Here is a 25,084-nt window from a genome sequence, read left to right as displayed (position 1 = left end):
GACGCCGCCTTACGGGAGTATGGCGATGGCCCTTCCCGGTCCGCCGTGGTTGTTTTCGAGGTGTGGGCACAGGAAGATGAAGAAAGCGCCTTTCGGCGGAAGCTGCCCCACGCCAATCAGATACTCCGTGAAGATCATGTCGTGGTTCACCGCCGTCCAGTGCGTCTTCATGGATTCCACCGGGTCCACCGATCCCATGTCGGGCGTATCGATGCCCACGTGCTTCACGCCTTTCCCGGCCAGGTAGGCGATAACTTCCGCACCCGGAGCCGGCCATCCCTCGGACTGTCCGTCCAGGGGCGCTTTGACAGTCTGTTCCACCACAACCCGGATGAAGCGGCGGAAGTGGGTGTCCGTATGTCCCGTATGGAAGAGCACGACCTCACCGCCCTCGATCTCCCCGTACAGTTCCTCGTGTCTCCTGACATCGTCCAGCGTGATGGCCGGTGAGGCCGGCCAGTCATCCCGCGAGGTCCTCCCCACGCGGTGCTGCACGTTGACGACCCGGGCGGGCCCCATAAAGTGGTGCAACGGGACCTTTTCCGTCGTCATCTCCGTGCGCTTCAGCGGACCGTGCTCGGCCTCGAACTCCCTCAGCGCGGCGCGGACCGTTTCGTCATACCTGCCCGTGTCGAATCCGGGCGGAGGGCCGTAGTGCGCGGGCGGATCCACGTGGGTTCCGGTATGCGCATCCATGAAGTGGGTGTTGACCCAGTAGGGGCCGAAGGGACCATCGAAATAGTTCACCGGCTGCACCCTCGAATAGGGGAAGACGTGACGGCCCACGCCCCGGCCCGGCCACCAGACGGGGCGGTCCATGGACAGCGTTACGGAGAGGTCGACCACCCGTTTCGACTTTACGGCCTCGAGCAGACGGGCAGCCAGATCCGGATTGGTTATGGCCACCGCCCGCGTTTCCACCGTGGGTGAGTTCTCGTGTTTGACCGGCAAGGCAATGTACAGGGATCCGTTGGGCGTCCTGTCCAGGTTGATCAGTCCCTCCGTGTGCACGGCACCGTGCTTGAAATGGCCGAGATGGCTTTCCAGGGCGAGGGGATTTACGTACATGCCCTCTGGGCCCGACGCGATGTAGCGGGGCGGCCCCAGCCCACCCATGCTCGGACTGTCGATGCCCATGAGCCAGACTCCCCTGCTGCCCACGTATTCCGCCGCGTCGTAGTCCGGCGCGGGCCATCCAGGCGCCGTCCCCGCGACCGGTTCCACGATCAGGCGGCGGTCGTCCGGCGCGGGCCGGTCGTGAAGGTCGTCGTACCCGCTCCAGTACAGGACGGCGTCGCCCGGTCCCATGGGCCTGTGCGCCGCCTCGGCGGCCTTGACCACATCTATGGTGAAAAGGGGACTCACGCCCGGCGGGGCCTGATCCAGCATGGACCGGCCGTCGATCTTGTACACCTCGCCCACGAGTTGCCAGGCCGGGACTTTCTCCACCGTCAGGTCACCCCAGTAATGGGCGTTCGGCAGTCCGCTGTGCTGGGGCGGCATCATGTGGGCCGGCGTATCCGTCTGCGTCGCCGTGTTCTCGTCCAGGATGATCAGGTCCGACGCCCAGGGCCGGTCTCCATGGACGATATAGGGCACGACGAGGGGCTGGTGGTGTATCTGTCCGCCCGGCCAGTACTGGTAGTGGCGTCCGGAAATGACGGGCGAAAGATCGACCACGTCGTCGGGGCCCACCGGCGTGTACTGGGCGGCTGCCGTCAGGGTGATGCACTGGATGAGGACGATGAGGGCCAGGCCGCGGACCCGCCTGGACACGCGTGCTTGCTTACGGATCGGGTACATGGTGCGCTCCCTGGGATTTCGAATCTGTGTGGTCACGAAGTCAGGTGTGAATGGATGAAAAGAACACAGCATTCCGGGTGATATGTTCATGGTGATAGAAGTTTGGTGGTTTGTTTCCCTGTTGTCAACCTGTCAAAATCCTCTTGCTGAGTACGACGGGAGTAATGTCAAAGATGCCCCTTGATATACAGTTCGGTCCTGTGGTCAATGGTACAGTCGACCGCGAATAACGGTTGTCAACCAGCAGGCGACGAATTACCGTAATACAGTGACCGTTTAGTCTACCGTCGCGGTCTGAAGGCTCGCAACGCTGGGTGAATCGAGTAAGGCCGCCACGCCGTGTCTGGTAACAGGAAACCGGCGTTTGTCGTTCCTGTTGGAGGATGACATGGTGACTGATATCGACCACCGGGACCACTACCATTAGTGGTTTCGCTATCGGAATACGAGGAGAACGATGAAACTCAAAGTCATTGTACATCGAGCAGAAGAAGGTGGTTATTGGGCCGAAGTCCCCGCCATTCCTGGATGTGTGTCGCAAGGTGATTCGCTGGATGAGTTGCGCAGTAATATTCTTGAGGCGATTGACGGCTGTCTGTCCGTCGAAGTCGGTGACTTCGAAATCTCTGAGACCGATCGCATCATAGAAGTGGCCGTGTGAAAGCGATTACCGGGAAGCGCCGTTGCCGGTTGCTTGAATCTCACGGATGGCATCTCAAACGAGTAAGTGGCAGCCATCACATTTATGCCAAAGATGGGGAAGTCGCGCGCATTTCGGTACCGGTGCATGGGAATGCAACGCTCAAACGTGGATTGCAGGCACACCTGATGAGGATTGCACAGATTTCAGATAACGAATTGTGATCTAAAAGGCTAATCTCAAAGACAGACCCGACTGAAGGAGCCTCACCCGTGTCTAACTTGCGCGTCGGCATCATCGGACTGGGCGGCATTGCTCGTCCCCACTGCGAGGCCATAGCGAACCTGGACGGCGTGGAGATCGTGGCGGTTGCCGATCTACTCGAGGAAAAGCGCCGCGAATACATGGACAACTACGACATCCCCAGGGGGTATGCCACTCACACGGAACTGCTCGAGGACGACGAGATCGAAGCGGTGGCCATCGTCCTCGGCCACCAGCTGCACCACCGGCTGACCGTGGACGCCTGCAACGCGGGCAAGCACGTCCTGGTGGAGAAGCCCATGGCGATCAGCCTGGACCAGTGCGACGACATGATCGCCGCCGCCGCGGCCAACGACGTCAAGCTCATGGTGGGCCTGACGCAGCACTTCTACGGCACCAGCGTCAAGGCTAAGGAGATTCTCGATTCCGGCGTCCTGGGACCGGCCATCACGGGGGTGTGCTACATGTCCAAGAACTGGGGGTACGGCAGCCGCAGGCCCCAGTACCGCAGCCGGTTCCATGGCGGCGGCATGTGGATGACCAACGGGGTCCACGTGGTGGACCGGCTCTCCTGGGTCATGGGCTCGCAAGCGGTCTCGGTTTCCGCCACCATCGGCAACCGGGCGCACTACCAGGCCGCGGACGATTCAGCCACGGCCTTCATCCGCTACAAGAACGGCACGGCGGGCGTGGCGGTGGCCGTCGGGTACGCCGACGGCGGCCCCAATCACGAGTGCCAGGTGATCTGTGCCAACGGTTCGCTTCGCTTCAGCGAGTCCGGCGAGAAATACGTCAGGGTGGGCAAGGACAACCGGTGGGAAGACGTGCCCTTCGACGACCCGCCTAATCCCATGTACAACGAATGGAAGGGGTTCGTCGAGGCGATCTGCAAGGATATCGAGCCGCCCACCCCGGGCGAGTGGGGCCGCCACGTCATGGAGATCCTGTTCGCCGCGGAGCAGTCTTCCATTTCCGGCCGAGAGGTGCCGCTGGCCAGCGGGGGACAGTGGACCCACCAGCAGTCCGGCACGCCGGTGAACATCGATCACGGCTGGATCTGACGGATCTGTTGCCCCTATTCGCGCACCGTCGGACTGTCATCTCTTAAGAGGCGCACGGGGCCACGGCGCCGCACCGCCCCACGGCGGCTACTGCGTGCCGGTATGCTCCACCACGGCCAGGGTGACGTCGTCGCATTGCCTGGATCCCGCTGAAAACCCGAATACCGCCGCCATGACGGTGTCCTTCAATGCTCCCGCATCCTGGCCACTGTGCTTCGTTAGCAGGGATTCGAGTCTTTGTTCTTCGTACAGTTCGCCGTCGGCGTTGGCCGCCTCGGTGACGCCGTCGGTATACATGACCAGCTTGGTCCCGGGTTCGAACCGTACAGATTCCAACTCAAAGGCAACGTCGGCGATCCCCAGCGGCGGCGCGACTGAATGCAGCTTCTGAACCGGTCCATCCTGCGAAAGGAGCATGGGCGGGTTGTGCCCGGCGTTGCAGTACCGCAGGGTATTCGCCCGTGTATCGATATCGGCGTGGAAAAAGGTGATGAACTGGCTCACCGAGGAATGATGGAGTATGTACTCGTTCAGCCTGCCGACGCGTTCCACCAGCGGTACGCCGATGTCGATGAGGGTGGTCAGCATGGTCTTGCAGGCGACCATGAGCAGCGCGCTGGAAGGGCCGTGTCCGGTGACGTCGGCGATCGTCACCGTCAGGACGTCCTCTCCATAAGGAATGAAGTCGTAGTAGTCCCCGCCGATCTCCTCGCAGGAGACATGGGTGCCCGCGCAGGCCAGCGTGTTGAAGGCATAGCTTTCCCCCGGCAGCAGTCCGGCCTGGATCTCGCCGGCCAGGGCCAGTTCCTTGTCCAACGCGCTCTTGGCCACCGCGGCGTCGAAGAGGCGCAGGTTGTCGGTCTTGATGGCGGTCAGGTTGGCCACCGCGCTGGACAGGCCGAGATGGTCCACGGTAAACTCCACGGCCGGATCCGCGGAATCCAGGTATAGCAGGCCGAACACCCGGTCTTCATGCCAGAGGGGCACGCACAGGATGGACACCAGCCGGCGGACGATTACGCTCTGCCGGTCCCTGAACCGGTCGTCCCCCAGGGCGTTCGAGGTGATCGAGGCCATCCGGTTTTCCAGGGCCTGTTTCACCGCCGTCGTGCTGATCGAAATCGACCGGTCTTCGAATCCGGACCGGGAGGCCAGCGTCTGGATCTCGAAGTCGTATCCTTCCCCTGTTTCCATGGGATGGACGATCGCGCAGCAGTCCGCCTCCATCCATTCCAGCAGGCTCCGGGTCACGAGTGCACCCAATTCGGCCTCACTGCGGGCCGTCATGACTTCCTTGCTCAATTCCGTGAGTTTCAGCAGCCGTCCGTCGGTATCCTCGGGCCTCACGGCGGGTGTGCCGCCCGCCATGGTGTAGGGCAACTGGTCCGCCCGGAAGAGAGAGGCCGGCGCCTGCAGATCATCGGTGCGCTCTTCGGGTTCCCCCTCCTCGAAGACGAAAACCGATCGGCCGAGCCGGATACGGTCACCCGGCAGCAGCGGGGCGGGCTTGCCGCCGATCGGATGATCGTTGATATAGGTCCCGTTCCGGCTGCCCAGGTCCGCGATCATGAAGCCCGACGCCTCCGTTTCGATACGCGCATGAAGCTTCGAAACGCCCCGGTCGCCGCCTATGGCGATGTCGGCCTCGCCGGAACGGCCCAGGGTAGTGACATCCCTCGACAGGACATGGACTTGCGGGTCTTTTGCGTGCAACAACTTCAGGTAGGGCACGAGTGTGCTCCGATTCGCACGGTTACCGTTGAAACCTCGGCGCGGCCCCCACCGGACTTACGGCCCCGGCTCGTTTCTCAGGTCGAAGGCCACCTTGACGGCGCCGTGCCGGCCGGCTTCCAGGGCCCGGCCGATGGCCTTCCGGTATTCCTTCAGCGGGAAGAGGTCCGTCACGAGAGGCTTCAGGCCGACCTTCCCCGACGCGATCAGTTCCATGGCCAGGTCGAAGGTCCGGACGGACCGGCCTTCGTGCTTCTCCGTCCCGTAGGCGTAGGCTCCCTGCACCTTCAATTCCTTGTACCACACCGCCGTCCAGTCGATACCGGAAGGAATGCCCGGCATGCCCACGACGGTAACAGCGCCGCCGGAGCCGGTCAGCCGCAGCGCGTCGTCGATGGTACGCGACGATCCGACGCAGTCGAAGGTCCGGTGCACGCCGCCGATGAATACGGGCCGCCCGATCTCGGGCCGGTGGATCTCCGCTCCCGTCACTTCGCTGACCGTATCGTAGAGGTCTTCGCCCCGGCCGATGACGCGGTCGGCGCCGAGGGCGGCGGCCAGGGTCTGCTGATGGGGATAACGTGCGGCGGCGAGGATGCGGCACTTCCCGCCCAGTGCCCGGACGGCCGCTATGGTGAGAAGTCCGACGGCGCCGCAGCCGATCACCAGGATGGTCTCTTCGTCACCGGGGAAGGACTTGAGCACGGCGTGCAGGCAGCAGCTGAAAGGCTCGACCAGGACCGCTTCCTCGTCGGAAAGCCGATCGGGCACCCGGTGGACCTGGAAGGGGTGCGCCACCAGGGACGTACTCCATCCACCGCCCGTGTCCCTGCAGTACCCCGTCTGTATCCCTGGGGAAATGTCTCCGTGCATGACCATCTCGCACAGGCCGAAATCGCCTGCTGCGCACGACGGACAAGGAGGGTGGATGCCCCGGACGGCGCAGCAGAGGCCGGGTTCGATCACCACGCGGTCTCCCCGGGAAACGCTCCCGGCTGCCGAGCCGGTCTCCTCGACCTCGCCCACCACTTCATGGCCCAGGACGAATGGTGCCGAGATCATGGGCGAAAAATAGGGGCTGCCCTTCGCCCGTATGGTGGAAAGGTCCGATCCGCAGATCCCGCTCAGCAGCGGCCTGACCCGCATCCATTCAGGCGTCGGAAGGGCGGGGGGATCGACGTCTGCCATGCGGATGCACGACAGCGCGCCGGTGGCCGGGCCGGGCCGACGGTGGCCGAGGGTGCGGACAAACAGGTACCGGGGTACGCTCTTGATGTATTGTACGGCTTTCATACATGGGTCCAGTGCACGACTTCCCATCCGCCGGCTTCCGCGGCCTTCTTCAGCTTCCCGCCGGGGTTTACGGCGACGGCATGCCCTGCCACGCGCAACATGGGCTCGTCCGAACTGCTGTCGGCATAGGCATAGCACCGGGCCAGGTCGATGCCGCGGCGCTCGGCGTAGTCCCGGACGATTCGGGCCTTCGCCTCGTCACCGATAGGCGGCCCTTCCGTCTCGCCGGTCAGCCGGCCGTCCTCTTCCTTCATGGACAGGGCGATGAGGTCGTCCGCCTTGGTGTATTCCGCCAGCGGCTCCATGACGAAATCCAGGGACCCGGTGACCAGGACCACGCGCTCGCCCCGTTGCTGGTGCGCCCGAATGCGATCGACGGCCCCGGCGAACATGCGCGGCCGCATGACTTTCTCGAAAAGCTGCTCGCTCCTCGATACGCATTCCCCGCGACCGAAACCCCGGTACTGCCGGTAGAAAGACTGGATAAAACGGCTCCTGCTGATCTTGTCCAGTACGATGTAGTAGAGGACTTTCGGCAGGAATCCGATGGTCCAGAGGAGACGCCGCGGGGCGGAATACCCCCACGTCCGGTAAAAAGCGTAGTAGTGTACGATCGTCGCGTCCACGATGGTGCCGTCCACGTCGAAGAAGGCCGTCGCGCCGTGTTCCCGGCCACTACCGGCGCGTCCCGACCGCCGACCGGCCGCTCCTTCCGGTCCGCCTGGGCTTCCTTGCGCAGACCCGGCGGACACTACGGCTCCGGCGGACCCGGTTGCCTGGCCCAGGCGTTCGGAGATATACAGATAACCGTCCCGGTCGATGCGCCCGATGTCCCCCGTGTGAAGCCACCCGCCGCGGAGGCGGTTCTCCGTCGCCGTGGGGTTTCGGTAGTACCCCTGCATGACGTTGTTCCCGCGCACGATGATCTCGCCGTTGCCATCCGTGTCGGGGGCCTGGATTTCAACGTCTACCGCCGGCAGGGCCACGCCGACGGAGGAGGGCTTGCTTCGGTCCATGGGATTTACGGTCACGACCGGGGCCGCTTCCGTGAGCCCGTATCCCTCGTGGATCGTCAGGCCGATCTCCCGGTAGGCGTGGTACAGATCCGATTCGAGCGTGCCGCCTCCGCTGACCAGCAGCCGCATGCGGGAAACGACGCCTTCGCCGTTTTTTTCGGCCGTCTGTCGCAGTGACCCATGCAACAGCCCGAATAACCGGGGTGCCGCGATCAGGCAGTTGACCCCGGTTTCATCCATCAGGCCGACCAGGGACCGCGGCCGTACCGACGTGGTATAGGTAATGGTCGCGCCCGCGTAGAAGGGCATGAGAAATCCGCCCGTGAACTCCAGGGCCTGGCTCATGGGCAGCAGGGACAGGAAATGGTCGGTCCGGTAGGCGCGCAGGATCTCGGCGAGGGACAGCAGGTTGGAAACGAAGTTCCGATGGGTCAGCACGACACCGTGGGATTCGGCCGCCATGCCCCGGGTGAACATGATGGCGGCCGGAGAATCGGGTTCCACCGGCGCCCAGGGCGGCGGCTCCTCGTTCAGGGTGACAGGCGTCGCGGGCCGTTGCGGCGCGTCGAACGGCAGTCCGTGGTTTTCGATATTCCAGAACATGACGTCGCCGCCGGGCTCCGCCGGTTCGCCGCCGGGCTGCGACGGTGCGCCACCGGGCTGCGACGGTGCGCCACCGGCCTCCGCCGACGCCGTGAGCAATGCGTGACCGCCTTCCGTGCAGAGGATGGCCCTCGATTCGGTGAACCGGGCGATGCGCCAGACTTCCTGGGGCGTCGACCGGCGGTCCACGGGCACGAGCACGGCTCCGGCCACCATCCCGGCGAAACAGGCGATTCCCCATTCGGGTCGGTTCTCCGAGAAAAGCAGGACCCGGTCGCCCGGATGCAGGCCGCTGGACCGCCACTGCCAGCCGATGTGCCCGGCCAGGGCGAACACGTCCTTGTAGGAATAGCGGATCCAGCCATCGTCCCGCTGCATCTGCAGCGCGGTCTTGTCTCCGTACATGTCCGCGCTTTTGGCCAGTATGTCCGTCAGCGTATCGAGATGGGGCAGGGCGTCCTCCCCGGCCTGGGCGAACCCGGACCGTTCCGCCACCTCCTCTTCTTCTGTGACCGCGGGCTTCGGCTCATCGGTCTTCAGCACGTGGCGTTTCAGGCCGGGGATGTGGATTTCCTGGAAATACGTCTTCCAGTGGATCCTGGAGACATCGCCGTCGAAGAGCAGCCGGTCCTCCGGATCCAGGCTTTCGTGCAACTTTACCGTGCGGTCCGTCTCGAAGGTGCATTCCAGGGACGTGTAGGGACTGTAGATCGCGGCGTAGTACAGCATCCGCGAGATCGCCGACTGCATCACGGCGATTCTGCGCTTCAGGTTGTTCAGCAGGGTGATCCGTGTGAAGCGGTTGAGCGTCCACAACGCGGCGTTCAGGGGGTAGACGTAGCGCAGGTTGTACCGGCGCCGGAACTGGCCAAGCGTCGGGTAGGTCCATCGCTGGATCGGTATGGGTTCGTTGTTCCGGTTCAGGCGGGGGTATTTTTGAAAGTACTCGTATGAGTGCTCGAAGGCCTGATGGAAGAGGACGGGATTCCGGTCGCCCGTCGATACGTGGTATACGCCGATCCCGCCTTCCCGGGCTGTGCGCGCCATGGCCGCCAGGGTCGTATTGGCCACGATGTCCACCGGGATGATGTCCACGATCATGTCTTTCTGGCCGGGGAAGTCCGGCAGGCGCCCCTTGCTCACCGCGTCGATAAGCGGGTCGGCCACCTTGAGCCCCTCGATCCATCCCGGTTCGGGCTCGACCAGCGCGCTTTCCACGATGGACGGCCGAATGATGGCCGTGGGCAGGTCGCCCCGGTGCTTGACGATCAACTGCTCGCCCATGGCCTTCGTCAGGGTATAGCTGTCGTGCCACCCCCACTGCTGTCCCCGGCGCATGCCCTCCTCGATGAGCCGTTCCTTGAGCCAGCGCTTGCGGAAAGTCTCCATCTGGGCGTCCAGCCAGCGCTGCGTCGGGTTCGGGTTCTGCTGCAGCGCCATCTTCCTGAAACGATCCTGCTGTTCCGGCGACCGGGATTCGTCGTGGATCTCATCCGCCCTGGCGAGTATGTCCCGTATTTCCCGTTCCAGGTCGAAGGGCGCGTTGTTTCGCCCCATTTCCTGGGCCATGGACCAGTCCGGACGGGGCGGGGCTTCGGGTATGCGACCCTTGGTCTGGCCGTTGACGTAGGCCGTCGAGACGTGGACCAGCGTGGCGTCGCCGCACGATTTGGCGAATTCCAGCATGCGCCGCGCGCCGAGGGTGTTGAGCTGAAGCGCGGCGTCGATTTCTTCGTCGAAGGTCACGGACGCCGCGCAGGTGAGTACGACGTCGACTTCCGCCGCGAGCCGGCGGTACAGGTCCGGTTCCAGTCCGAGGTGGTCCAGGGTAAGGTCGCCCTCGACGGCGTGGACTTTGGCGCGCATGATATCAGTGAAACGATCGCCGTGGGTCTCGCGAAGCCGGGCGAAGGCGGCGGACTGGAGTATCTCTTCCTCCACCCGTTCCCGCGCCGTCAGCGTGGTACCGTCTTTCCTCCGGCGGGCCCGGACGACCAGGTAGATACGGCCGACCTCCGGGGCGCACCGCAGGATCTTCTCCACGACCGCTTTCGCAAGGAAACCGGTGGCACCGGTGATCAGCAGCGTCTTTCCCCGCAGGTAGGTGACAATTTCACTCATACCTTACCGTCTCTCGAAGCCATCAGTCGCTTGAACTGATCGACCCAGGGTATGGGCGACGGATCGACGTCGTTCATAATCGCCTGGTAGAAACTGGCGTAGGTACCGAGCAGGAGCAGGTCGCAGGCCTGCTCGAGCGCCGTCTCTCCCCGGGGCGTAACGACGGAACACGCGATCCCCTGCTTCTCGAGCAGCGTGCGGGTGATCTCGTGGCGGCGCCGGTTGCGCGAATCGTACAGGCCGGACTGGATGAGCACGGCGGCGAGTCCGTCCCGATGCTCCGCAGGGTGGGTCATCCCTTCGAGCAGATGGTGATTCAATTCGGGTATGGCGAACCAGACGGCCAGGTTCTTGGCGTTCTCGTTCCACTGGTTGGCCAGGATGTGGGCGTTGCCCGTGAGATGCTCGGAAGCCATGATCAGGATCGACTTCCCCCGCGTGGCCGAGGCCAACTCATGGGCGGGGTTCTCCTCACCGGGCGCAGTGTAAACCGGGTTGGTCTCCCGGAGCAGCATGAGGGCGCTCGTCACCTCGGTTTCGGCCAGCTCCACGAACCCCAGTTGCCGGAACATCGCCAGGAGGTAGGTGACCGCGTAGCCCAGGCCGATCCGCGGCTGCCCACAGGTGTTGAGCTCGCTGCCGAACACCACGGCCGGCAGTCCATGGCGCCCGGCGAACGCTTCCAGGTCGCCTCCCGTGGTGAGGGCGATCATCGGTATCCCCCTGGACAGGCCGTGTTCCGCCATAGCCATCACTTCCTCCGTGCCGCCGGAGTAGCTGGACAGCACGATGAGGGTCCGTTCATTGATCCACGAAGGCGCAGCGTAATCGGATACGACGGTCACCGGCACGCGCAGCCGGTCGCAGAAGACGTCCTGTATCAGGTGGGCGCCCAGGGCCGATCCGCCCATGCCCGACAGGACCACGTGATTGACATTCCGGCAGGCGTCGGGGAAAGTGCGACCAGCCATGGCCTCCCAGGCCGCCTCCATCTGGTCGGGTATCGATCCGATGGACCCGTGCATGTCGGATTGGTCCAGTCGTTCCATCTTCATTAGGGCCGCCTTCTATTCACTTGGGTCGCCGGTATGATGGGAGGTACGCATGGAATCGACCTGCCTGGTTCAGGAGGTGCCGGAGTCCGCCCGTACGGCTCCGATTTCCTTCAGATAGGCCACGCTTTCTTCGAACTCGCGCGTCTCGTATGTCTTCAGGACCTCGGTGGATTCGTCCTTCTCCCTGGGCGTACGCCAGTCTTCCCCGACGGGGCGGACGTGGGTCCAGTACAGCCGCAGAAACGGCAGCAGGTCCCTGATATCGCGATCAGGGTACTCCGCCCAGTAGTCATCCATGAGCATGCGCACGTGCCGGGCGTAGATGGCGCCCAGTTCGATGGTTTTCGTTACTCCGCCGCGCTGTCCTTCCGATCCTGGCTGGCCGGACTGGTCCGCCGGGCCTCGCTGGCTCCGGTATCCGTCGATCAGGGAAAGCAGGCCGGGGTAGTCGACTACGCCGCTGCCCAGCGAACACCGCGCGATGCGGTACCCCTCGTCGGACGGATGGATCGTGTAATCCTTGAGGTGGACATGCTTCAGGTAAGGGAGGATGCGTTCCGTGTATCCGAAGGGTTCCTCGCAGACCGCCAGCACGTTGCCCACATCGAGCGTGATGCCGATGTACGCACTGTCCAGTTCTTCGCAAAGCCAGCGCATGTCGTGGGACGTGGCGTCCGAATGGTTCTCCACCGCGATGGTCACCCCGTGTTCCTCGGCCAGGGGCAGCGCCTCGCGCAGGATATCCCTGCACGCGGCGAGATGGGCGTTCCACCGGCCCGACAGCGGTCGGCGGTCACCGCCGAGGACGCCGCTCATAACCACGCGCAATGTCGAAGCACCGAGCCCAGCGGCTGCGGGGATCAAGCGCCGCAACATTTCGCCCTCGACCTGGCCGCCGTCCGCCACGACGTACAACCCGCTCTCCGCGGCCCGGGCACGGGTCCGCTCCAGCGAGGCCGGGGACAGATCGGGGAGGCAGTCGTCGGGTGGAAACTCCACGCCGGCGAGGCCGTGTTCGACGGCCATGTCCATGAGCTCAAAGGCGTCATATCCCGTATTGAACGAGTACGCGCAAACCCCTACTGACATAGGTTCTCCTTGCCGCTGGTGCTCCTACCGCTGGTTCTCTTTGCCGCCGCTTCCTGTCGCTATTCCGTCGGCTGTCGTCCCTGGACTGCGTAGCCGCCGTCGCACCGGATATCCGTCGCCGTGATGTCGCTGGATTCGTCGCTAGCCAGGAAAACGAAGACGTTGGCGACCTCCCCGATGGTGGCGACCCGGCCGATGGGGTGCAGGCGGTCGAAAGCCCTGAGCGCCGCCTCCGGGTCCCCGGCGTTCTCCTTCACGAAGTTGTGCAGCATGGGCGAATCCACCGTGCCGGGCGAAACCGTGTTGACCCTGATCCGGTCCTCGGCCAGTTCCATGGCCTGGCCCCGGGCCAGGGCGATCAGCCCGCCCTTCGTCGCCCCGTAGACGGCCACGCCCGGATGGCCGTTATGGCCCGTCACGCTGGCCATGTGGATGATCGATCCGCTGCCCGCGGCACGCATATGCGGAATGCAGTACTTGCTGAAGACGGCCGGCGCCAGGAGGTTTACGGAGAGGATGCGGGACATGGTCTCCTCATTCTGGTCCTCGATGGGGCTTACGGGCATGATGGCGGCGTTGTTGACCAGGACGTCGATCCTGCCGAACCGGGAGGCAGCGTCGTCCACGAAGGACCGGACCCGGTCATGGTCGGTGATGTCCAGCGCTTCCGCCAGGACGGGCCGGCCCATGTCGGCGACCAGGCGGCCGGTCTCCGTGACGGTTTGGGCGTTGATGTCGCACACCGCCACCGCGGCGCCTTCCCGGGCGAGCGCCAGCGCGATGCCCCGTCCTATTCCGTCCCCCGCGCCCGTCACGATCGCGGCCTTTTTCGCTAGTCGCATGGCCACTCCGTCGGCGACACGACGTGCTCGTGGTGGTTAGTTGTACAATTGTACAAGTCCATGCGAATCCCCACGAATTGCATCCCCTTAAGGTCAGCTACTCCGCAACCGTTGCTCCAGCCAGTGCGTCATGGGCGCCGGGGCGGGATCGCATACTTCCACCATCCGGCCGGGGAGGGGCTGGCCCAGGACCGCCTCCACGTCGCTTCGGCGCGCCGCGACGACGTCTGGATGCTGCGCGGCGACGTTCCTCCGCTCTTCCGGATCGCGCTCGAGGTCGAAGAGTTCATCGCCGTCCGCGTCTTCGTAGCCCACCGACGTGCAGAAGTTCCAGCGGTCGTCCCGCACGCTAGCCCGGCCCACGGCGTTGCCCGTGATGAAGGACGCCCACCCGGTCACGATCCGATCACGGACGGCGGCCTTCTCACCCGTGACCAGCGGCCACAGGTCCTCGCCGTCCGTCCAGTCCGCCCGTACCCCGAGCCGTCCGAGCAGCGTGGGCATGAGGTCGTGGTTCTGCACGAAGGCGTCCACGTCCACGTCTGTCGGACCGCCGGGTACGCGCATCATGAGGTTGAGTTGGGTATTGAAGGGATGCAGTTCGTTTGGTCCCTTGCCGAAACTACCCTGGTCGAGCAACTGGGTACCATGGTCCGACAGGATCACGATCAGGGTGTCATCGAGGAGATTCAGGTCCGCCACCGCATTCAGCAACCGGCCCACGTACTCATCCACCAGGGTGACCTCCCCCAGGTACAGCGCCTCGATGCGACGGAGTTCCGCTTCCGACGGACCGCCCGGTTGGCCTGGTCCGCCTGGCTCGCCTGGTCCGCCTGATCCGCCTGGTCTGCCTGATCCGTCACGGGCGTATGCGGGACCGGGTACGATGAAATCGAGACCGTCGTGCTCGAAATACCGGTCGGCGTATTCCGTCGGCGGGTCCCAGGGCTCATGGGGATCAAAGCTGTCGACCCACAGGAAGAAGGGCCCCGCCGTATGGTTGTCCGCGAGCCACGCGCTGGCCGAATTGAACACCCGGGCGCACTGGTAGTCGTCCTTATCCTTCCTGTGGCGCTGGTTCAGCAGGTAGTTCACCAGTCCCGCATGCTTCAACATGTCCACGGGCTGCCTCACGTGCCGGGCGAGTTGCGCTTCGACCAGTTTCGGATCGCCACTCTTCCAGTTGTCCGATTCCTGTCCCCGCACGAAATCCAGATGGGCGAACCCCCGGGAGAAGTTCATGGTGGGCTTGAACATGTGGTACGTGTCGGCGATGAGGGCAGTAAGGTACCCCCGTTCCAGCAGGACCTCCGCGATCGTGTCCTGCTCCGGCGGGATCTTGTGCCAACCGGGCGCATGGTGCCAGTGTCCGCGCCGATCGAAGTTGTACCGCCACGGGAAACTTCGCATCCCGGTGAACAGCGCCCGGCGTACCTGAAGCGTGGGCTGTCCCTCTCCGAAGGCGCGGTTGAACCGGATGCTGCTGCGGTGAAACGCGTCGAGATTGGGTGTGTACGCGTGGCTGTACTTCCTGCCCGGGCCGATGATGTCGGCGCGAAAGGTGTCCAGGCAGACGCAGATGACGTTCACGGGAGCTCCACAGGGAAACGGGACGTTACTTTTACACTGGGATCCGGTTTTTCAAATAATGGGAAAACTATGCGGAGGAGGCCGTTTCGTCAACGGAATTGCGGGCGAAGCGCATGGACCTGCGGGCCGTGTAAACCGCTTCTGAATGAGACAATGGAACTTGAAACACTGTTCTGTTCAGGTATAATGTGAGAGGCAAAGCAAAGGGAAACATATATGACGCAACCAGCCAAATCCGAATACGACGCCATCGCCGGGGCCTACAAAGACTCCAAGCAACTGTCCTTTCGGAAATACATCGAGGAATACACGCTTTTCGAAACGCTTGGGGTCATCAGCGGGAAGAAAGCGCTCGACCTGGCCTGCGGCGAGGGGTTTTATACGCGCAAGCTGAAACAGGCCGGCGCCGGTGAGGTGCTCGGCGTCGACGTCTCGGCCGAAATGATCCGGCTGGCGGAGGCCGAGGAACGCGCGCGCCCCACTGGTTGCCGGTATCTGAACCGCGACGCGGCGGCCTTGGTCCTGGACGAACCGGTCGATCTCGTCGTGGCCTTGTACCTGCTGAACTACGCCCGAGACGCGGACGAACTCCTTCGTTTCATCCGGGCGGCCCACGGCGCGCTGAAACCGGGCGGGCGGTTCGTGGGTTTCAACGACAACGTCCTGAATGCACCCGGCGGCACGGTCTCATACGCCCGGTATGGATTTGAGAAGGTATACACGAGGAGGGCCGAGGCGCCGAACGAAGGCGACCCCATTGTCTACCGGTTCACGAACGACGATGGCACGCGGTTCGAGTTCAACAACTACTATCTGTCGCCAGGAACCTACTGCAGGGTCTTCGAGGAAGCTGGCTTTACGGGTTTTCGCTGGGTCGACCCGCAGTTGCATCCGTCCGAGCGGAACAGCAAGTTCTGGGACGAATTCATGGCCGCGCCCCCCATCATCGGGTTCGAGGCGGTCAGGGAGTGACTGTACGGGGTCCAGGAGAGACCACCTAGTGCGCCTCCTCCTTCATCTCATCCGCCGCCTTGCAGTTGCGGATCCAGATCTCGTCCTTCGTGGGTTCGAAGCCCTTCCAGGCATAGGGGTCGGTGCCGGAGACCGGGACGATGGCGCGCCGGTCGGCCGTGGCGGGGCGTTCGCCTTCCTGTATGCCCCAGGGCAGGAGGCTCCATGCGTTGCAGTAGTGGTTCACCAGCACGCGACGGGGCTGGTCGCTCCGGTTCTTGTAGGACCGGTGCAGGAGATAGCCGTTGAAGAAGACCAGGGCGCCGGCGCCGACTTCGACCGGCACTTCCACTGATTCGTCGAAGCCGTAACTCTCGGGGGCGAAGTCGAACTCATCTGGGTTCTCGTGAGCCCGCTGGGGGTAAAGGTAGCCGTTGCGATGGGAACCGGGGATGACGTACAGGCACCCGTTTTCGATGGTGGCGTCGTCCACGGCGATCCACGCCCCGATCAGGGACCGGTCCCGCGTGGGGATGAAGATTTCGTCCTGGTGCCACGCCTGGCCCTGGAACCGGGGCGGTTTGATGAAGTACATGGACTGCATGCACTTGACACTACCGTCCCAGTAGGGCAGGTGGGCCGCGGTAATCTGGCTCAGCACGCCGCAGATCTTCGGATGGCGCACGTACTTCTCGATCACCTGGCTGACGAAGTGCGGCTGGTGTATACAAAGGATGCGTTGCAGCACGTCCTCGTCGGTGTCGTCGTGCTTCGGCGGCTCGAGTCCCCGGCAGGGATACTTCCCCCGCGCCACGTCCACCAGGTCGTCCTTCAGTTCCTGCAGTTCCTCGCCGGTCATCAGGTCGGGAACGACGAGATAGCCGTTGTCCACGTAGAACTGGATCTGCTCATCGTCCACGATCCGGGGGACTTCGATCGCGGGTTCGGTCTGCTGGGAAAGGTCGGTCATGGTCATGGCTGGCCTCGGCGACATTCGGTTCAGGGCGGTGAATACGAGCGCGGAACGGAGTCGTTCCTGGCGTTATTCATAATGAAACGCGGGGGTTTTGTCAACCGCCCATTGCCCGGCAGGGGATATTTCACCGCTCACTTCACCTCTAAGGGATTATTGCTGTTTTCGTACGCGCATTCCTTTATATTATCCCAAACCTATTTACGTACCCGCGCGGCGTAAGCGGCGCGGTCCCGTTCGAACGAAGCCGCGGAGTAACCCGTCGCGGTCCCGTTTGAAATCCAAACCGATTCAGATGGCATACGATTCGAGTCCAACAGCGAGGGGGATATTGTGCTGAAACCCGTAAACGGCACGCCGGGAGACGTGACCGATTATTGCTATACCCGCATCGAATACGACCTGGCCGAAGGCCGAAAGTTGAGCGTCGAGGACCACCGCGTCCAGGACGACATGGATTTCCTGGGCGGCATCGGCCGGTCCTTCAAGATCCTTTCGGGTTACGACGTGAGCGATCCCTTTGCGCCGGATGTCCCGCTGGTCATCAACACGGGCTGCTTCACCGGCACGCAGTTCATGACCGGTCTGCGGGCGTATTTCTCCGGCTATTCTCCCCTGAAGCGCACCCGGGCCGGCATGCCCATGCCCGTATGGTCGGCCATGAGCGGGAGTTTCGGCCGCAAGTTCTCCTATACCGGCATCGGCGACCTGATCCTCACCGGCCGCGCGGCCGTACCGAGCTTTCTGGTGATCAGGCAGATCGACGACGGCCCCGATATTACCCTGGTCGAAGCCCCCGCACACCTGGTCGGCGCACGGGTCAGGGACAAGATGGTCTACCTGGACGAGCGCTACAACGATGGCGACAAGAACTACCACGCCCATTTCGCCGTCCTCGGGCCCGCCGGCGAACACTGGGAAACGGTCTGGTACGCGGCCGTGGTGGGGTCGACCCAGGAACAGCTCATGAGCGGGGAAGACAAGTGGCGTTTCGCGGGCCGGCTCGGCATGGGATCCGTGCTCGGTTCCAAGAACATCCTCGGCATCGTGGCCAGGGCGGAGAACGACTATTACCGCAAGGGCGATGACCGGCTCAAGGTCATCAACAACGAGATCGGAAGAGGTGAGCAGAGCCGGGGATACCGCCATCCGCACAACCGGAACGGGCTGGGCGGCACGGGCAAGAACAGCAAGATACTCGACGGATTCGGGGTGCTGCCTTACCGAAACTTCGAGCCGCCCGGCGAGAACGTAGCCGTCCCCGTACACCTGGAGACCATGCGGGAATCGGACGATTTCATCGTCATCGACAAGAGTTGCTACGGCTGCCAGATTACCTGCCACCAGGACTTCTACGACGTCCCGGAAGGCGGCAAGGATCCCGACTGGCGTAAGGCCCGAAGGAACCACGGAGAGTACCTGGGCCGATTCGAGTTCGAACCCATGGAACTGTCCGGCGCCAACCTGGGCATTCTGGATCCCCATGACAACCTGGAGCTTGCCCGGCTGGACGACGACCTGGGGTTCGATACCATTTCGGCCAACGTCGTGATCTCCTTCCTGATGGATTACAATGCCCGGGGCAACGGAACCGTCGCGGGCGGCGTCACCTTCGGCGACGCGGAAGGCGCCCGGCGACTCAAGGAGGATATCGCCTACGGACGCGAACCTCTCTTCGGCAAGGGCGTCCAGGCGATCGCCGAAGAGATCGGCGGAAAGGCCTTCGCCATGCATGCCAAGGGGGTCGAGTTCTCCGCCTACCTGGGTCAGACCAATCCGGGCTATCCCTTCGCCGTGGCCGGCGGCCACATGTCCATGCGCACCTTTCTGCTGTACGTGATGGACCCGGACTGCAAGCCCGATTCCGCCGATTACTGGGTCCACAACATCACCGAAGAAGGCTGGAAGATGGTGAACAAGGACCTGCACGGGGGCTGCCTGTTCACCATGGCCCCGCCGGACCAGGTCAGCGAAGGCATAGAGTCCGTCTTCGGGGTGCCCTTCTCGGCCGAGCGGGTGTTGGACGCCACCTACCGGGCCCATATCCTGGGTTTCGCCCTTGAGCAGAAACAGGGGATCACCCCGGACGAATACGACATGCCGGCCGACGTCTTCATTGGTCAGGGCAAGGGCGATCTGCCCGGTGTGCGTTTCCTGACCCGTGAACTCTTCGAAGAGGTCAGGTCCCGGGTACTGGAACGCCTGCACCGGGACGTGGAGACCCTTGGCTACGGTGGTCACGCGGCGCCGGCCTCCTCATAGTCCCTGCCGCAGGGACCGCAGAAACCGTTCCATGCCGTTGACGGCGTAATCGAGGACGTTGGCGTTGTCCGGCACGCTGTGGTACCAGTCGCGAACGACCTCTTCCGCGGGTTTACCCGCGAAATTGTATCCCCGGTCCTGCCCACCCCGCTTGTCCGGTTCCCAGATCCAAAGGTACAGGCCGGCAAACCGCTCTTCCCCTTCCCAGGCCAGCCGCAGGGCCTCGTAACAACGCCGCTGCGCCTCCAGATCGAGGGGCTTCTCCGACACGTAGTTCCACGGATGGGCGGCGACACCGGACTGGCTCATGTATCCGACTTCGGTGAACAAAAGGGGTTTGTTCCACCGGGCCTGCCAACGCAGCAGGTCCGCCTTGACCGGACGCCAGGCGGAGACCAGTTGTTCCACCGTGGGATCCTCGGATTCCGATAGTTCGTAGTAAGCCGATATCCCCGCGAAGTCGAGGTCGTCCCAGAAAGCGACCCGGTCGTACCGGTCCCAGTTCGCGGAATAGGTGAGTTGTCCCGGGAAGATCCCACGCACCTCGGCGATGGTCTCCCTCCATTGCCCGGTGAACCTTTCGGCCGATACGAGCTCGGTACCCACGCTCAGATACTCCACATCCATTTCCGCGGCCAGCCGGGCGTAATGGCGGACCATTCCGCGGTAACTTTCAAACCACGCCTCCCAATCGCCCGGTGCTATGGTGCCACGCCATTCCCTCTCGCCGGGGCGGTCCAGGTTGACGATGGGCGTCAGCATGACCTTCAACCCCATCCGGTGGGCGTAGTCGATGACTTCCCGGATCACGCGTTCGTGCTGTTCCCCCGTGGCGCCGTCCGACGGGCGGGTGAAATGGGTGACGGAATCCACGGAATCCTGCAGGATGAATACGGGGACGGAAAGGTGGGAAGCGCCCAGGGCCGCGATGTCTTCCAGGGAGGACCGGTAGTAGGACATCCCCTCCGAGGCCTTGAACACCCCCAGGGCGACACCCTTCTGCATCACGGGGCGTATGGCGGTGCGCCCCGACCACAGAATGGTCAGGTCGAACAACAGCAGGCAGATGGCGAGCAGCAGGCCGAGGAAGGGGAGGACGAGGCGGCGCATGTTATCTGCGCGGAGGGGCCTTCCGCTTCCGGCGGCCGAACTCGGCGGGAGGCGGCGGGGCCTCCTGCAGCACATCGATGAACTCGGAGGGCACGCCCGTGGTCAGGATGACCGGAGAGCGATCGTAGAAGTTCACGCCGGCTTCGGTGGCCTGCCGCGCATTGATGCGGAAGACGACCGGCGTATCCGTCTGGTTCCTGGCTACCTGTGCGGCGATATCTTCGGAAAGGGAAAGGTGGACGTACTGGCGGTCGCTGGGCGTCAGTCCGCCATTGGTGATGACCGAGGCCCGCGCGGGTACGGTCGCGTAATAGAGGTACTCGGGCGGGTCCGCGGGAGGCAGCCCCAGGTCGATGGGAAAACTATGTCCGTAACGCGCCCGGATGCGGTCTTCCTCCACCTCGAATCTTCTCTTCTCGGCGCCGTCGGCGATCTCGAGGATTTCATCCCTCGCCAGCAGATCGAACTTCTCCTGGATGGCCTCCACGATCTCGTCGATCGAAGCGTATCCCCTTTCGTCGAGCGTTATGTCGAATCTTTCGGGTTTATGCCGGAGTATCAGGGAGAGGAGCTTGGAGAGTCTTTCGCGTCTTCTTGGATCCATTGATGGTGTCTTTCTGATGGAGTCTTGCCTGTGCGGGTTATGGCGGCCACGATGGCTATGCAGGCTGTACAGGCCATGCCGGCCGATGCGATGTACCTGAACTGGCTGTAAAAAGGAACCTACCGAGTATACGGCGGGCGGTGCGCACTGTCAAGATCAAACCCGGACGGCTGCTTTGCTGCCGTCCTGCAAGCGCCGTCCCCGGTTTCAGTTCATTTCCATGCCGCCGTCGACATTGATCGCCTGGCCGGTGATCAGCGTGTTCTCGTCGGAGGCGACGAAGACCGCGGCAGCGGCGATCTCCTCCGGCTCGGAGACCCGTTTGAGGGGGATCTTCTCCACGAGCCGGGCCCGGGCCGTCCCCCGCTCGTATCCGAAAAGGCGGGCGCGGTCCTCGTCGATGTGGTCCCACATGGGCGTGGCCACGACGCCCGGGCACAGCGCGTTGACCAGGATCCCGTGATCCGCCAGCGCCAGGGCCGCGGACTGCGTGATGCTGATGACGGCCATCTTGCTGGCGGCGTATGCGCTCGAATCGGCCCGGCCGTGTCTGCCCGAGATGGAGGACATGTTGATGATACGGCCGCCGCCGCCCTGCCGGATCATCTGGCGGGCCCCCGCCTGCATGCAGAAGTACGTCCCTTTCAGATTGAGATCGATGACCTGGTCCCATTCCGTCTCGGTCAGATCGAGGAAGGGCTTGATTTCAACCCGTCCCGCGTTGTTGACCAGGATATCCAGCCTGCCCAGGGCGGAAACGGCTTCGTCGATCATGGGTACGATGCGGTCGACCTGGACCAGGTCGGCGGTCAATGCCGCCGCGGTGCCGCCGCCGTCACGGATCCGGTCCGCCGTAGCTTCAGCGCTGTCGCGATCGATGTCCACGGCCGCCACGTGCGCGCCTTCCTGCGCGAGTCTCAGCGCGATGGCGCGGCCGATACCGCTCCCCGCTCCGGTGACGACCGCCCGCTTCTCCGCCAGACGTCCTGTCGCACTCATGTACGGTCTCCTGGTGCTCCTGACTCTGCTGATTCTCCTGGTTCCAGCCGCGCCCGGAACTACTCGGCGACCTGAACCGGTTTTCCTGCTTCCACCGACCGGTAGGCCGCCTCGCTGACCTGGGAAACGGCCAGGGCGAAATGGGGAGGCTCATACCCCTTCCCGCCGTTGCGGATCATGCGGAAGAACGCGGCGTCCGGCGTGTCCTCCCGGATCCTCGCCGGGATCTTCAGCGGCTCGTCGTTCAACAGGACCGACTTGACTTGCCACTGGTGCAGGTGGAAGACGAGGCTTCCTTCGCTGCCGTGTATCGCGATGCGTTCGTCATGGCGGGAAGCGTTTCCGAAGGTATTCAGCGTGCCGTATGCGCCGTCCCTGAACCGTACCGCCACCACCATGTTGATATCCACGTCCCTCCCGGCCTTGTCCAGGAATGCGCTCACCTCGAGGGGCTTGAGATCCGTAATCCACAGCGTGGAAGCCACCAGGTGACTGCCCGTATCGAGGAACATGCCGCCGCCCGACAGGACCGGGTCGAGCCGCCACCCGCGCGTGCCGCCCCAGTTCTGCGTGACGTAGGCCACGACGCCGCGCACCTCACCAATGGAGCCCTTCCGAATCAGCTCCCGGGCATAGACATGGGGCGCCATGAAATTGCGCTGGTAGCTCACCAGCAGGATCCGGCGCTTTTCTTCCGCCTTCCCGATCAAGGCGCGCGTATGGCTGGACGAGATGGTGAGCGGCTTCTCGACGAGTGCGTGCAGACCTTGATCCAGGGCATAGTCCACCTGCTCGTAGTGCAGGGCATGGGGTGAACTCACCATGACCGCGTCGAGCCGGTGACCCTCTATCATGTCCCGATAGTCGGCGTAGCAGGGCACCGGGCGGCCCCATCGGTCCATCAACGCCCGGGCGGCTTCTTCCGAGGTATCCGCAACCGCCGCGATTTCGACCTCCCCGTCAGCCTGAATGCGCGGCACGTGGGCGGCCCGCATGTTGCCTCCGCAGCCGATCAGGACGACGCGCAGACGCTTCTTTGCCATGTCAGGATCTCCGATCGCGGACTGCCTGTATTTTCGCATTCTTCTCCGATTCCAGGCGTTCCCGCTCCTGGACCAGTTGTTCCCGCAGGGCGTGTACCTGCTGCTGGAACTCGTGGCCCTGCGCCTGTGCCGCCAACGCCTTGATTTTCGATTCGACCATGATCTCCTGTTCCGCGATTTTGGCCTGGTATTCCTTCTCCAGGTCGGCGATCCCCTTACGCTGCTCGTCCGTCAGCTTGCCGCCCTGCTGTGCGCCGGCGGTCTTCTCCATGGCGATTTCCAGTGCGCTTTTCATGTTATCTCCGGTTCGATGGCGGACGCCGCTCGGTATTGATGGCGGACGCCGCTCAGTTTCCCGCGCTCAGTTTCGATCGCTTCCCCGGCTCGGTTTCCCGCGCTCAGCTTCCCGCGACCAGGCGTCGGATACGCCGGCCCGTCTGTTCTATATATCCGTCGAGCACCAGGTGGCTGGCATAGGCCGAGACCGATACGATGTAACAGACGATCGGAAAGGACTCAACGGACCCTTTCAGGTACATGGGGACGAGCAGGAACAGCGCGGGCACCAGCAACATGGCCAGCCAGGTATGGGTCCATCCCCTGTGCTTTCCGAGCAACGGCAGCATGGCGCCGAGTCCCAGCAGGGCCGCCGTCCTGTAATCCCCGATCAAGATAAACCAGATGTCCAGCAGAATCAACAGGCGGTAGAACAGCCGCTGCGATTTACTCTCGGTGTCCACGTCCGGAAAACAGGCCGACAACAACCCGATGAAAAGCAGCAGAAGCACCTGTGGCCAGACGTCCAGGGTCCAGTAAGGATCGAGCAGCTCCATCCACCACAGCCCGGCGACACAGAGCGCCAGGGAGATGAGCGTGGCGAAGAAACCACCCCAGACGTGTCCTCTGAAATCGGCCATGGCGTTACCCGGTCGGTTCTAAGCCTTTGGTGGCGTCCCCAATCACGACGATACGACCCATGTTACGGCGATGCGACCCTGGTCACGTCGCCAGGTCATCGAAGTTTTTAAGCGTCATCAGCAATCGGGCGAGGGGAAGGCCGATCACGTTGTAGAAACAGCCCTCCACGCGGGTGATGAGACCGGCGCCCAGGGCATGAGCGCCATAGGACCCCGCCTTGTCCAGGGGTTCGCCCGTATCCACGTACGCGCGGATTTCGGTGTTGGTCAGTTCGCGCATGGAGACCGCAGTCCACTCGTGCGCCGTCACCGCCCGGTTCGTCCGCGGATCCAGCAGGGCAAAGCCCGTGAGTACCCGGTGAGAACGGCCGGCCAGCTTTTGCAGCATGGCGCAGGCGTCCTCCGCATCTTTCGGCTTGCCGATGATCTCGTCCTCGAACAGGACCACCGTGTCGGCCCCGAGTACCAGTCGGTCACGGGCATCGACCCGGCCGGCGGCGCTCTTCGCCTTGGCCAATGCGAGCCGTTCTGCGGTACCGGAAGGGTCGCCTTCAAAGGAATATCGGGATTCGTCGACGTCCGGCGGCACGATTTCAAAGGTTATCCCGATCTGCCGGAGCAGGCTGGACCGACGGGGCGAGGAAGAGGCCAGGACGATCTGCTTCATCGGCGGGACTCGACGGTCAAGGTCACGGGCCCGTCGTTGACCAGCGACACTTCCATGTAGGCGCCGAAACGGCCGGTGGCGACCCGTATGCCCTGTTCCCTGAGGCGTTCGACCGCCAGCTCGTAGAGCGGTTCGGCGTGTTCGGGCGGCGCGGCGCTTTCGAAACTGGGCCTGCGGCCCTTGCGGGTATCTCCGAACAGGGTAAACTGCGAAATGGCCAGCACTTCGCCCCCCACGTCGAGCAGAGAACGATTCATCTTCCCCTGATCGTCGCCGAAAATCCGGAGTCCGGCGCATTTGTTGACGACGTACTCCACGTCCTCCGGCGCATCGTCCTTCGCAATACCGAGGAGCAGTACGAGACCGGGACCGATTTCTCCGGTTACCGCGCCGTCGATTTCAACGGAAGCGCTGGAGACGCGCTGCAATACTACCCGCATCGATTCATAC

22 protein-coding genes are annotated in these 25,084 nt (G+C 63.5%); 5 read left to right on the top strand and 17 right to left on the bottom strand.

Annotated features, from left to right (window positions below):
- Positions 1–9: 9 nt before the first annotated feature.
- Positions 10–1,893: a hypothetical protein gene (locus F4Z81_10755; protein ID MXW05534.1), complete on the bottom strand. Its 1,884-nt coding sequence runs from the start codon at positions 1,891–1,893 to the stop codon at positions 10–12.
- Positions 1,894–2,260: 367 nt separating this feature from the next.
- On the opposite strand from F4Z81_10755, the gene F4Z81_10750 reads away from it, so the two are divergent.
- From F4Z81_10750 to F4Z81_10740, 3 genes are read left to right on the top strand one after another with little or no spacing between them, the layout of a single operon-like run.
- A complete protein-coding gene (locus tag F4Z81_10750) occupies positions 2,261–2,464 on the top strand; it encodes a type II toxin-antitoxin system HicB family antitoxin (GenBank protein ID MXW05533.1) in 204 nt (67 codons plus the stop codon).
- On the top strand, positions 2,461–2,667 hold the full coding sequence (locus F4Z81_10745) for a type II toxin-antitoxin system HicA family toxin (protein MXW05532.1): 207 nt from the start codon (positions 2,461–2,463) through the stop codon (positions 2,665–2,667). Before F4Z81_10750 ends, F4Z81_10745 begins: the two co-directional genes overlap by 4 nt.
- 48 nt (positions 2,668–2,715) lie before the next feature.
- Positions 2,716–3,768 (top strand): Gfo/Idh/MocA family oxidoreductase, encoded by a 1,053-nt coding sequence (locus F4Z81_10740; protein MXW05531.1) that lies wholly within the window; start codon positions 2,716–2,718, stop codon positions 3,766–3,768.
- Between the two features lie 87 nt (positions 3,769–3,855).
- On the opposite strand, the gene F4Z81_10735 is transcribed toward F4Z81_10740, so the two are convergent.
- The 7 genes from F4Z81_10735 to F4Z81_10705 all read right to left on the bottom strand — a co-directional run bounded on the left by F4Z81_10735 (position 3,856) and on the right by F4Z81_10705 (position 15,108).
- On the bottom strand, positions 3,856–5,499 hold the full coding sequence (locus tag F4Z81_10735) for a SpoIIE family protein phosphatase (protein ID MXW05530.1): 1,644 nt from the start codon (positions 5,497–5,499) through the stop codon (positions 3,856–3,858).
- A 57-nt stretch (positions 5,500–5,556) separates the two neighbouring features.
- Entirely contained in the window at positions 5,557–6,819 is a 1,263-nt protein-coding gene (locus F4Z81_10730) for a zinc-binding dehydrogenase (GenBank protein MXW05529.1), read from the bottom strand.
- Positions 6,789–10,532, bottom strand: a complete 3,744-nt coding sequence (locus F4Z81_10725) for an HAD-IB family hydrolase (protein ID MXW05528.1) — start codon at positions 10,530–10,532, stop codon at positions 6,789–6,791. The genes F4Z81_10730 and F4Z81_10725 overlap by 31 nt, the downstream gene beginning before the upstream one ends.
- A complete protein-coding gene (locus F4Z81_10720; protein ID MXW05527.1) occupies positions 10,529–11,587 on the bottom strand; it encodes a hypothetical protein in 1,059 nt (352 codons plus the stop codon). Before F4Z81_10720 ends, F4Z81_10725 begins: the two co-directional genes overlap by 4 nt.
- A 69-nt stretch (positions 11,588–11,656) precedes the next feature.
- Positions 11,657–12,676: a sugar phosphate isomerase/epimerase gene (locus F4Z81_10715; protein MXW05526.1), complete on the bottom strand. Its 1,020-nt coding sequence runs from the start codon at positions 12,674–12,676 to the stop codon at positions 11,657–11,659.
- A 59-nt stretch (positions 12,677–12,735) separates the two neighbouring features.
- On the bottom strand, positions 12,736–13,518 hold the full coding sequence (locus F4Z81_10710; GenBank protein ID MXW05525.1) for an SDR family oxidoreductase: 783 nt from the start codon (positions 13,516–13,518) through the stop codon (positions 12,736–12,738).
- Positions 13,519–13,611: 93 nt separating this feature from the next.
- Positions 13,612–15,108, bottom strand: coding sequence for a sulfatase-like hydrolase/transferase (locus F4Z81_10705; GenBank protein ID MXW05524.1), 1,497 nt, complete (start codon positions 15,106–15,108; stop codon positions 13,612–13,614).
- A gap of 216 nt (positions 15,109–15,324) precedes the next feature.
- Between F4Z81_10705 and F4Z81_10700 the strand changes: the two genes are divergently transcribed.
- Positions 15,325–16,080 carry a class I SAM-dependent methyltransferase gene (locus F4Z81_10700; protein ID MXW05523.1) on the top strand — a complete coding sequence of 252 codons (756 nt, stop codon included), beginning with the start codon at positions 15,325–15,327 and terminating at the stop codon, positions 16,078–16,080.
- Between the two features lie 25 nt (positions 16,081–16,105).
- On the opposite strand, the gene F4Z81_10695 is transcribed toward F4Z81_10700, so the two are convergent.
- Positions 16,106–17,029, bottom strand: a complete 924-nt coding sequence (locus tag F4Z81_10695; GenBank protein MXW05522.1) for a phytanoyl-CoA dioxygenase family protein — start codon at positions 17,027–17,029, stop codon at positions 16,106–16,108.
- 336 nt (positions 17,030–17,365) lie between these two features.
- Between F4Z81_10695 and F4Z81_10690 the strand changes: the two genes are divergently transcribed.
- Positions 17,366–19,294, top strand: a complete 1,929-nt coding sequence (locus F4Z81_10690) for a hypothetical protein (protein MXW05521.1) — start codon at positions 17,366–17,368, stop codon at positions 19,292–19,294.
- Here the strand turns inward: F4Z81_10690 and F4Z81_10685 are convergent.
- The 8 genes from F4Z81_10685 to F4Z81_10650 form a co-directional block, all read right to left on the bottom strand.
- Complete coding sequence (locus F4Z81_10685) at positions 19,289–20,404, bottom strand: hypothetical protein (protein MXW05520.1); 1,116 nt, start codon at positions 20,402–20,404, stop codon at positions 19,289–19,291. The two genes, F4Z81_10690 and F4Z81_10685, sit on opposite strands and share 6 nt — an antisense overlap.
- 1 nt (position 20,405) lies before the next feature.
- A complete protein-coding gene (locus tag F4Z81_10680; GenBank protein MXW05519.1) occupies positions 20,406–21,008 on the bottom strand; it encodes an RNA 2'-phosphotransferase in 603 nt (200 codons plus the stop codon).
- 207 nt (positions 21,009–21,215) lie between these two features.
- The gene (locus F4Z81_10675; protein ID MXW05518.1) at positions 21,216–22,007 is read right to left on the bottom strand and encodes a glucose 1-dehydrogenase; all 792 of its coding nucleotides are present in this window, start codon (positions 22,005–22,007) and stop codon (positions 21,216–21,218) included.
- A gap of 59 nt (positions 22,008–22,066) precedes the next feature.
- Entirely contained in the window at positions 22,067–23,089 is a 1,023-nt protein-coding gene (locus F4Z81_10670; GenBank protein ID MXW05517.1) for a Gfo/Idh/MocA family oxidoreductase, read from the bottom strand.
- The gene (locus tag F4Z81_10665) at positions 23,052–23,345 is read right to left on the bottom strand and encodes a hypothetical protein (GenBank protein MXW05516.1); all 294 of its coding nucleotides are present in this window, start codon (positions 23,343–23,345) and stop codon (positions 23,052–23,054) included. The genes F4Z81_10670 and F4Z81_10665 overlap by 38 nt, the downstream gene beginning before the upstream one ends.
- 103 nt (positions 23,346–23,448) lie before the next feature.
- Positions 23,449–23,967 (bottom strand): hypothetical protein, encoded by a 519-nt coding sequence (locus tag F4Z81_10660; GenBank protein MXW05515.1) that lies wholly within the window; start codon positions 23,965–23,967, stop codon positions 23,449–23,451.
- 82 nt (positions 23,968–24,049) lie between these two features.
- Entirely contained in the window at positions 24,050–24,634 is a 585-nt protein-coding gene (gene maf, locus F4Z81_10655; protein MXW05514.1) for a septum formation protein Maf, read from the bottom strand.
- Complete coding sequence (locus tag F4Z81_10650) at positions 24,631–25,074, bottom strand: D-tyrosyl-tRNA(Tyr) deacylase (GenBank protein MXW05513.1); 444 nt, start codon at positions 25,072–25,074, stop codon at positions 24,631–24,633. The genes maf and F4Z81_10650 overlap by 4 nt, the downstream gene beginning before the upstream one ends.
- Positions 25,075–25,084: the final 10 nt, after the last annotated feature.

It is taken from the genome of Gemmatimonadota bacterium, assembly GCA_009835325.1.
GTDB lineage: Bacteria > JAAXHH01 > JAAXHH01 > JAAXHH01 > JAAXHH01 > JAAXHH01.
Note: the sequence above shows the minus strand (reverse complement) of the source record. Positions and strands in the feature narration are given on the sequence as shown.

Excerpts from the sequence above, each read along its gene's own strand:
- F4Z81_10755 (MXW05534.1), bottom strand. The coding sequence starts at position 1,893 with ATGAACATATCACCCGGAATGCTGTGTTCTTTTCATCCATTCACACCT.
- F4Z81_10750 (MXW05533.1), top strand. The coding sequence starts at position 2,261 with ATGAAACTCAAAGTCATTGTACATCGAGCAGAAGAAGGTGGTTATTGG.
- F4Z81_10730 (MXW05529.1), bottom strand. The coding sequence starts at position 6,819 with ATGGGAAGTCGTGCACTGGACCCATGTATGAAAGCCGTACAATACATC.
- F4Z81_10725 (MXW05528.1), bottom strand. The coding sequence starts at position 10,532 with ATGAGTGAAATTGTCACCTACCTGCGGGGAAAGACGCTGCTGATCACC.
- F4Z81_10720 (MXW05527.1), bottom strand. The coding sequence starts at position 11,587 with ATGAAGATGGAACGACTGGACCAATCCGACATGCACGGGTCCATCGGA.
- F4Z81_10715 (MXW05526.1), bottom strand. The coding sequence starts at position 12,676 with ATGTCAGTAGGGGTTTGCGCGTACTCGTTCAATACGGGATATGACGCC.
- F4Z81_10710 (MXW05525.1), bottom strand. The coding sequence starts at position 13,518 with ATGCGACTAGCGAAAAAGGCCGCGATCGTGACGGGCGCGGGGGACGGA.
- F4Z81_10700 (MXW05523.1), top strand. The coding sequence starts at position 15,325 with ATGACGCAACCAGCCAAATCCGAATACGACGCCATCGCCGGGGCCTAC.
- F4Z81_10695 (MXW05522.1), bottom strand. The coding sequence starts at position 17,029 with ATGACCGACCTTTCCCAGCAGACCGAACCCGCGATCGAAGTCCCCCGG.
- F4Z81_10685 (MXW05520.1), bottom strand. The coding sequence starts at position 20,404 with ATGCGCCGCCTCGTCCTCCCCTTCCTCGGCCTGCTGCTCGCCATCTGC.
- F4Z81_10680 (MXW05519.1), bottom strand. The coding sequence starts at position 21,008 with ATGGATCCAAGAAGACGCGAAAGACTCTCCAAGCTCCTCTCCCTGATA.
- F4Z81_10675 (MXW05518.1), bottom strand. The coding sequence starts at position 22,007 with ATGAGTGCGACAGGACGTCTGGCGGAGAAGCGGGCGGTCGTCACCGGA.
- F4Z81_10670 (MXW05517.1), bottom strand. The coding sequence starts at position 23,089 with ATGCGAAAATACAGGCAGTCCGCGATCGGAGATCCTGACATGGCAAAG.
- F4Z81_10665 (MXW05516.1), bottom strand. The coding sequence starts at position 23,345 with ATGAAAAGCGCACTGGAAATCGCCATGGAGAAGACCGCCGGCGCACAG.
- F4Z81_10660 (MXW05515.1), bottom strand. The coding sequence starts at position 23,967 with ATGGCCGATTTCAGAGGACACGTCTGGGGTGGTTTCTTCGCCACGCTC.
- maf (MXW05514.1), bottom strand. The coding sequence starts at position 24,634 with ATGAAGCAGATCGTCCTGGCCTCTTCCTCGCCCCGTCGGTCCAGCCTG.
- F4Z81_10650 (MXW05513.1), bottom strand. The coding sequence starts at position 25,074 with ATGCGGGTAGTATTGCAGCGCGTCTCCAGCGCTTCCGTTGAAATCGAC.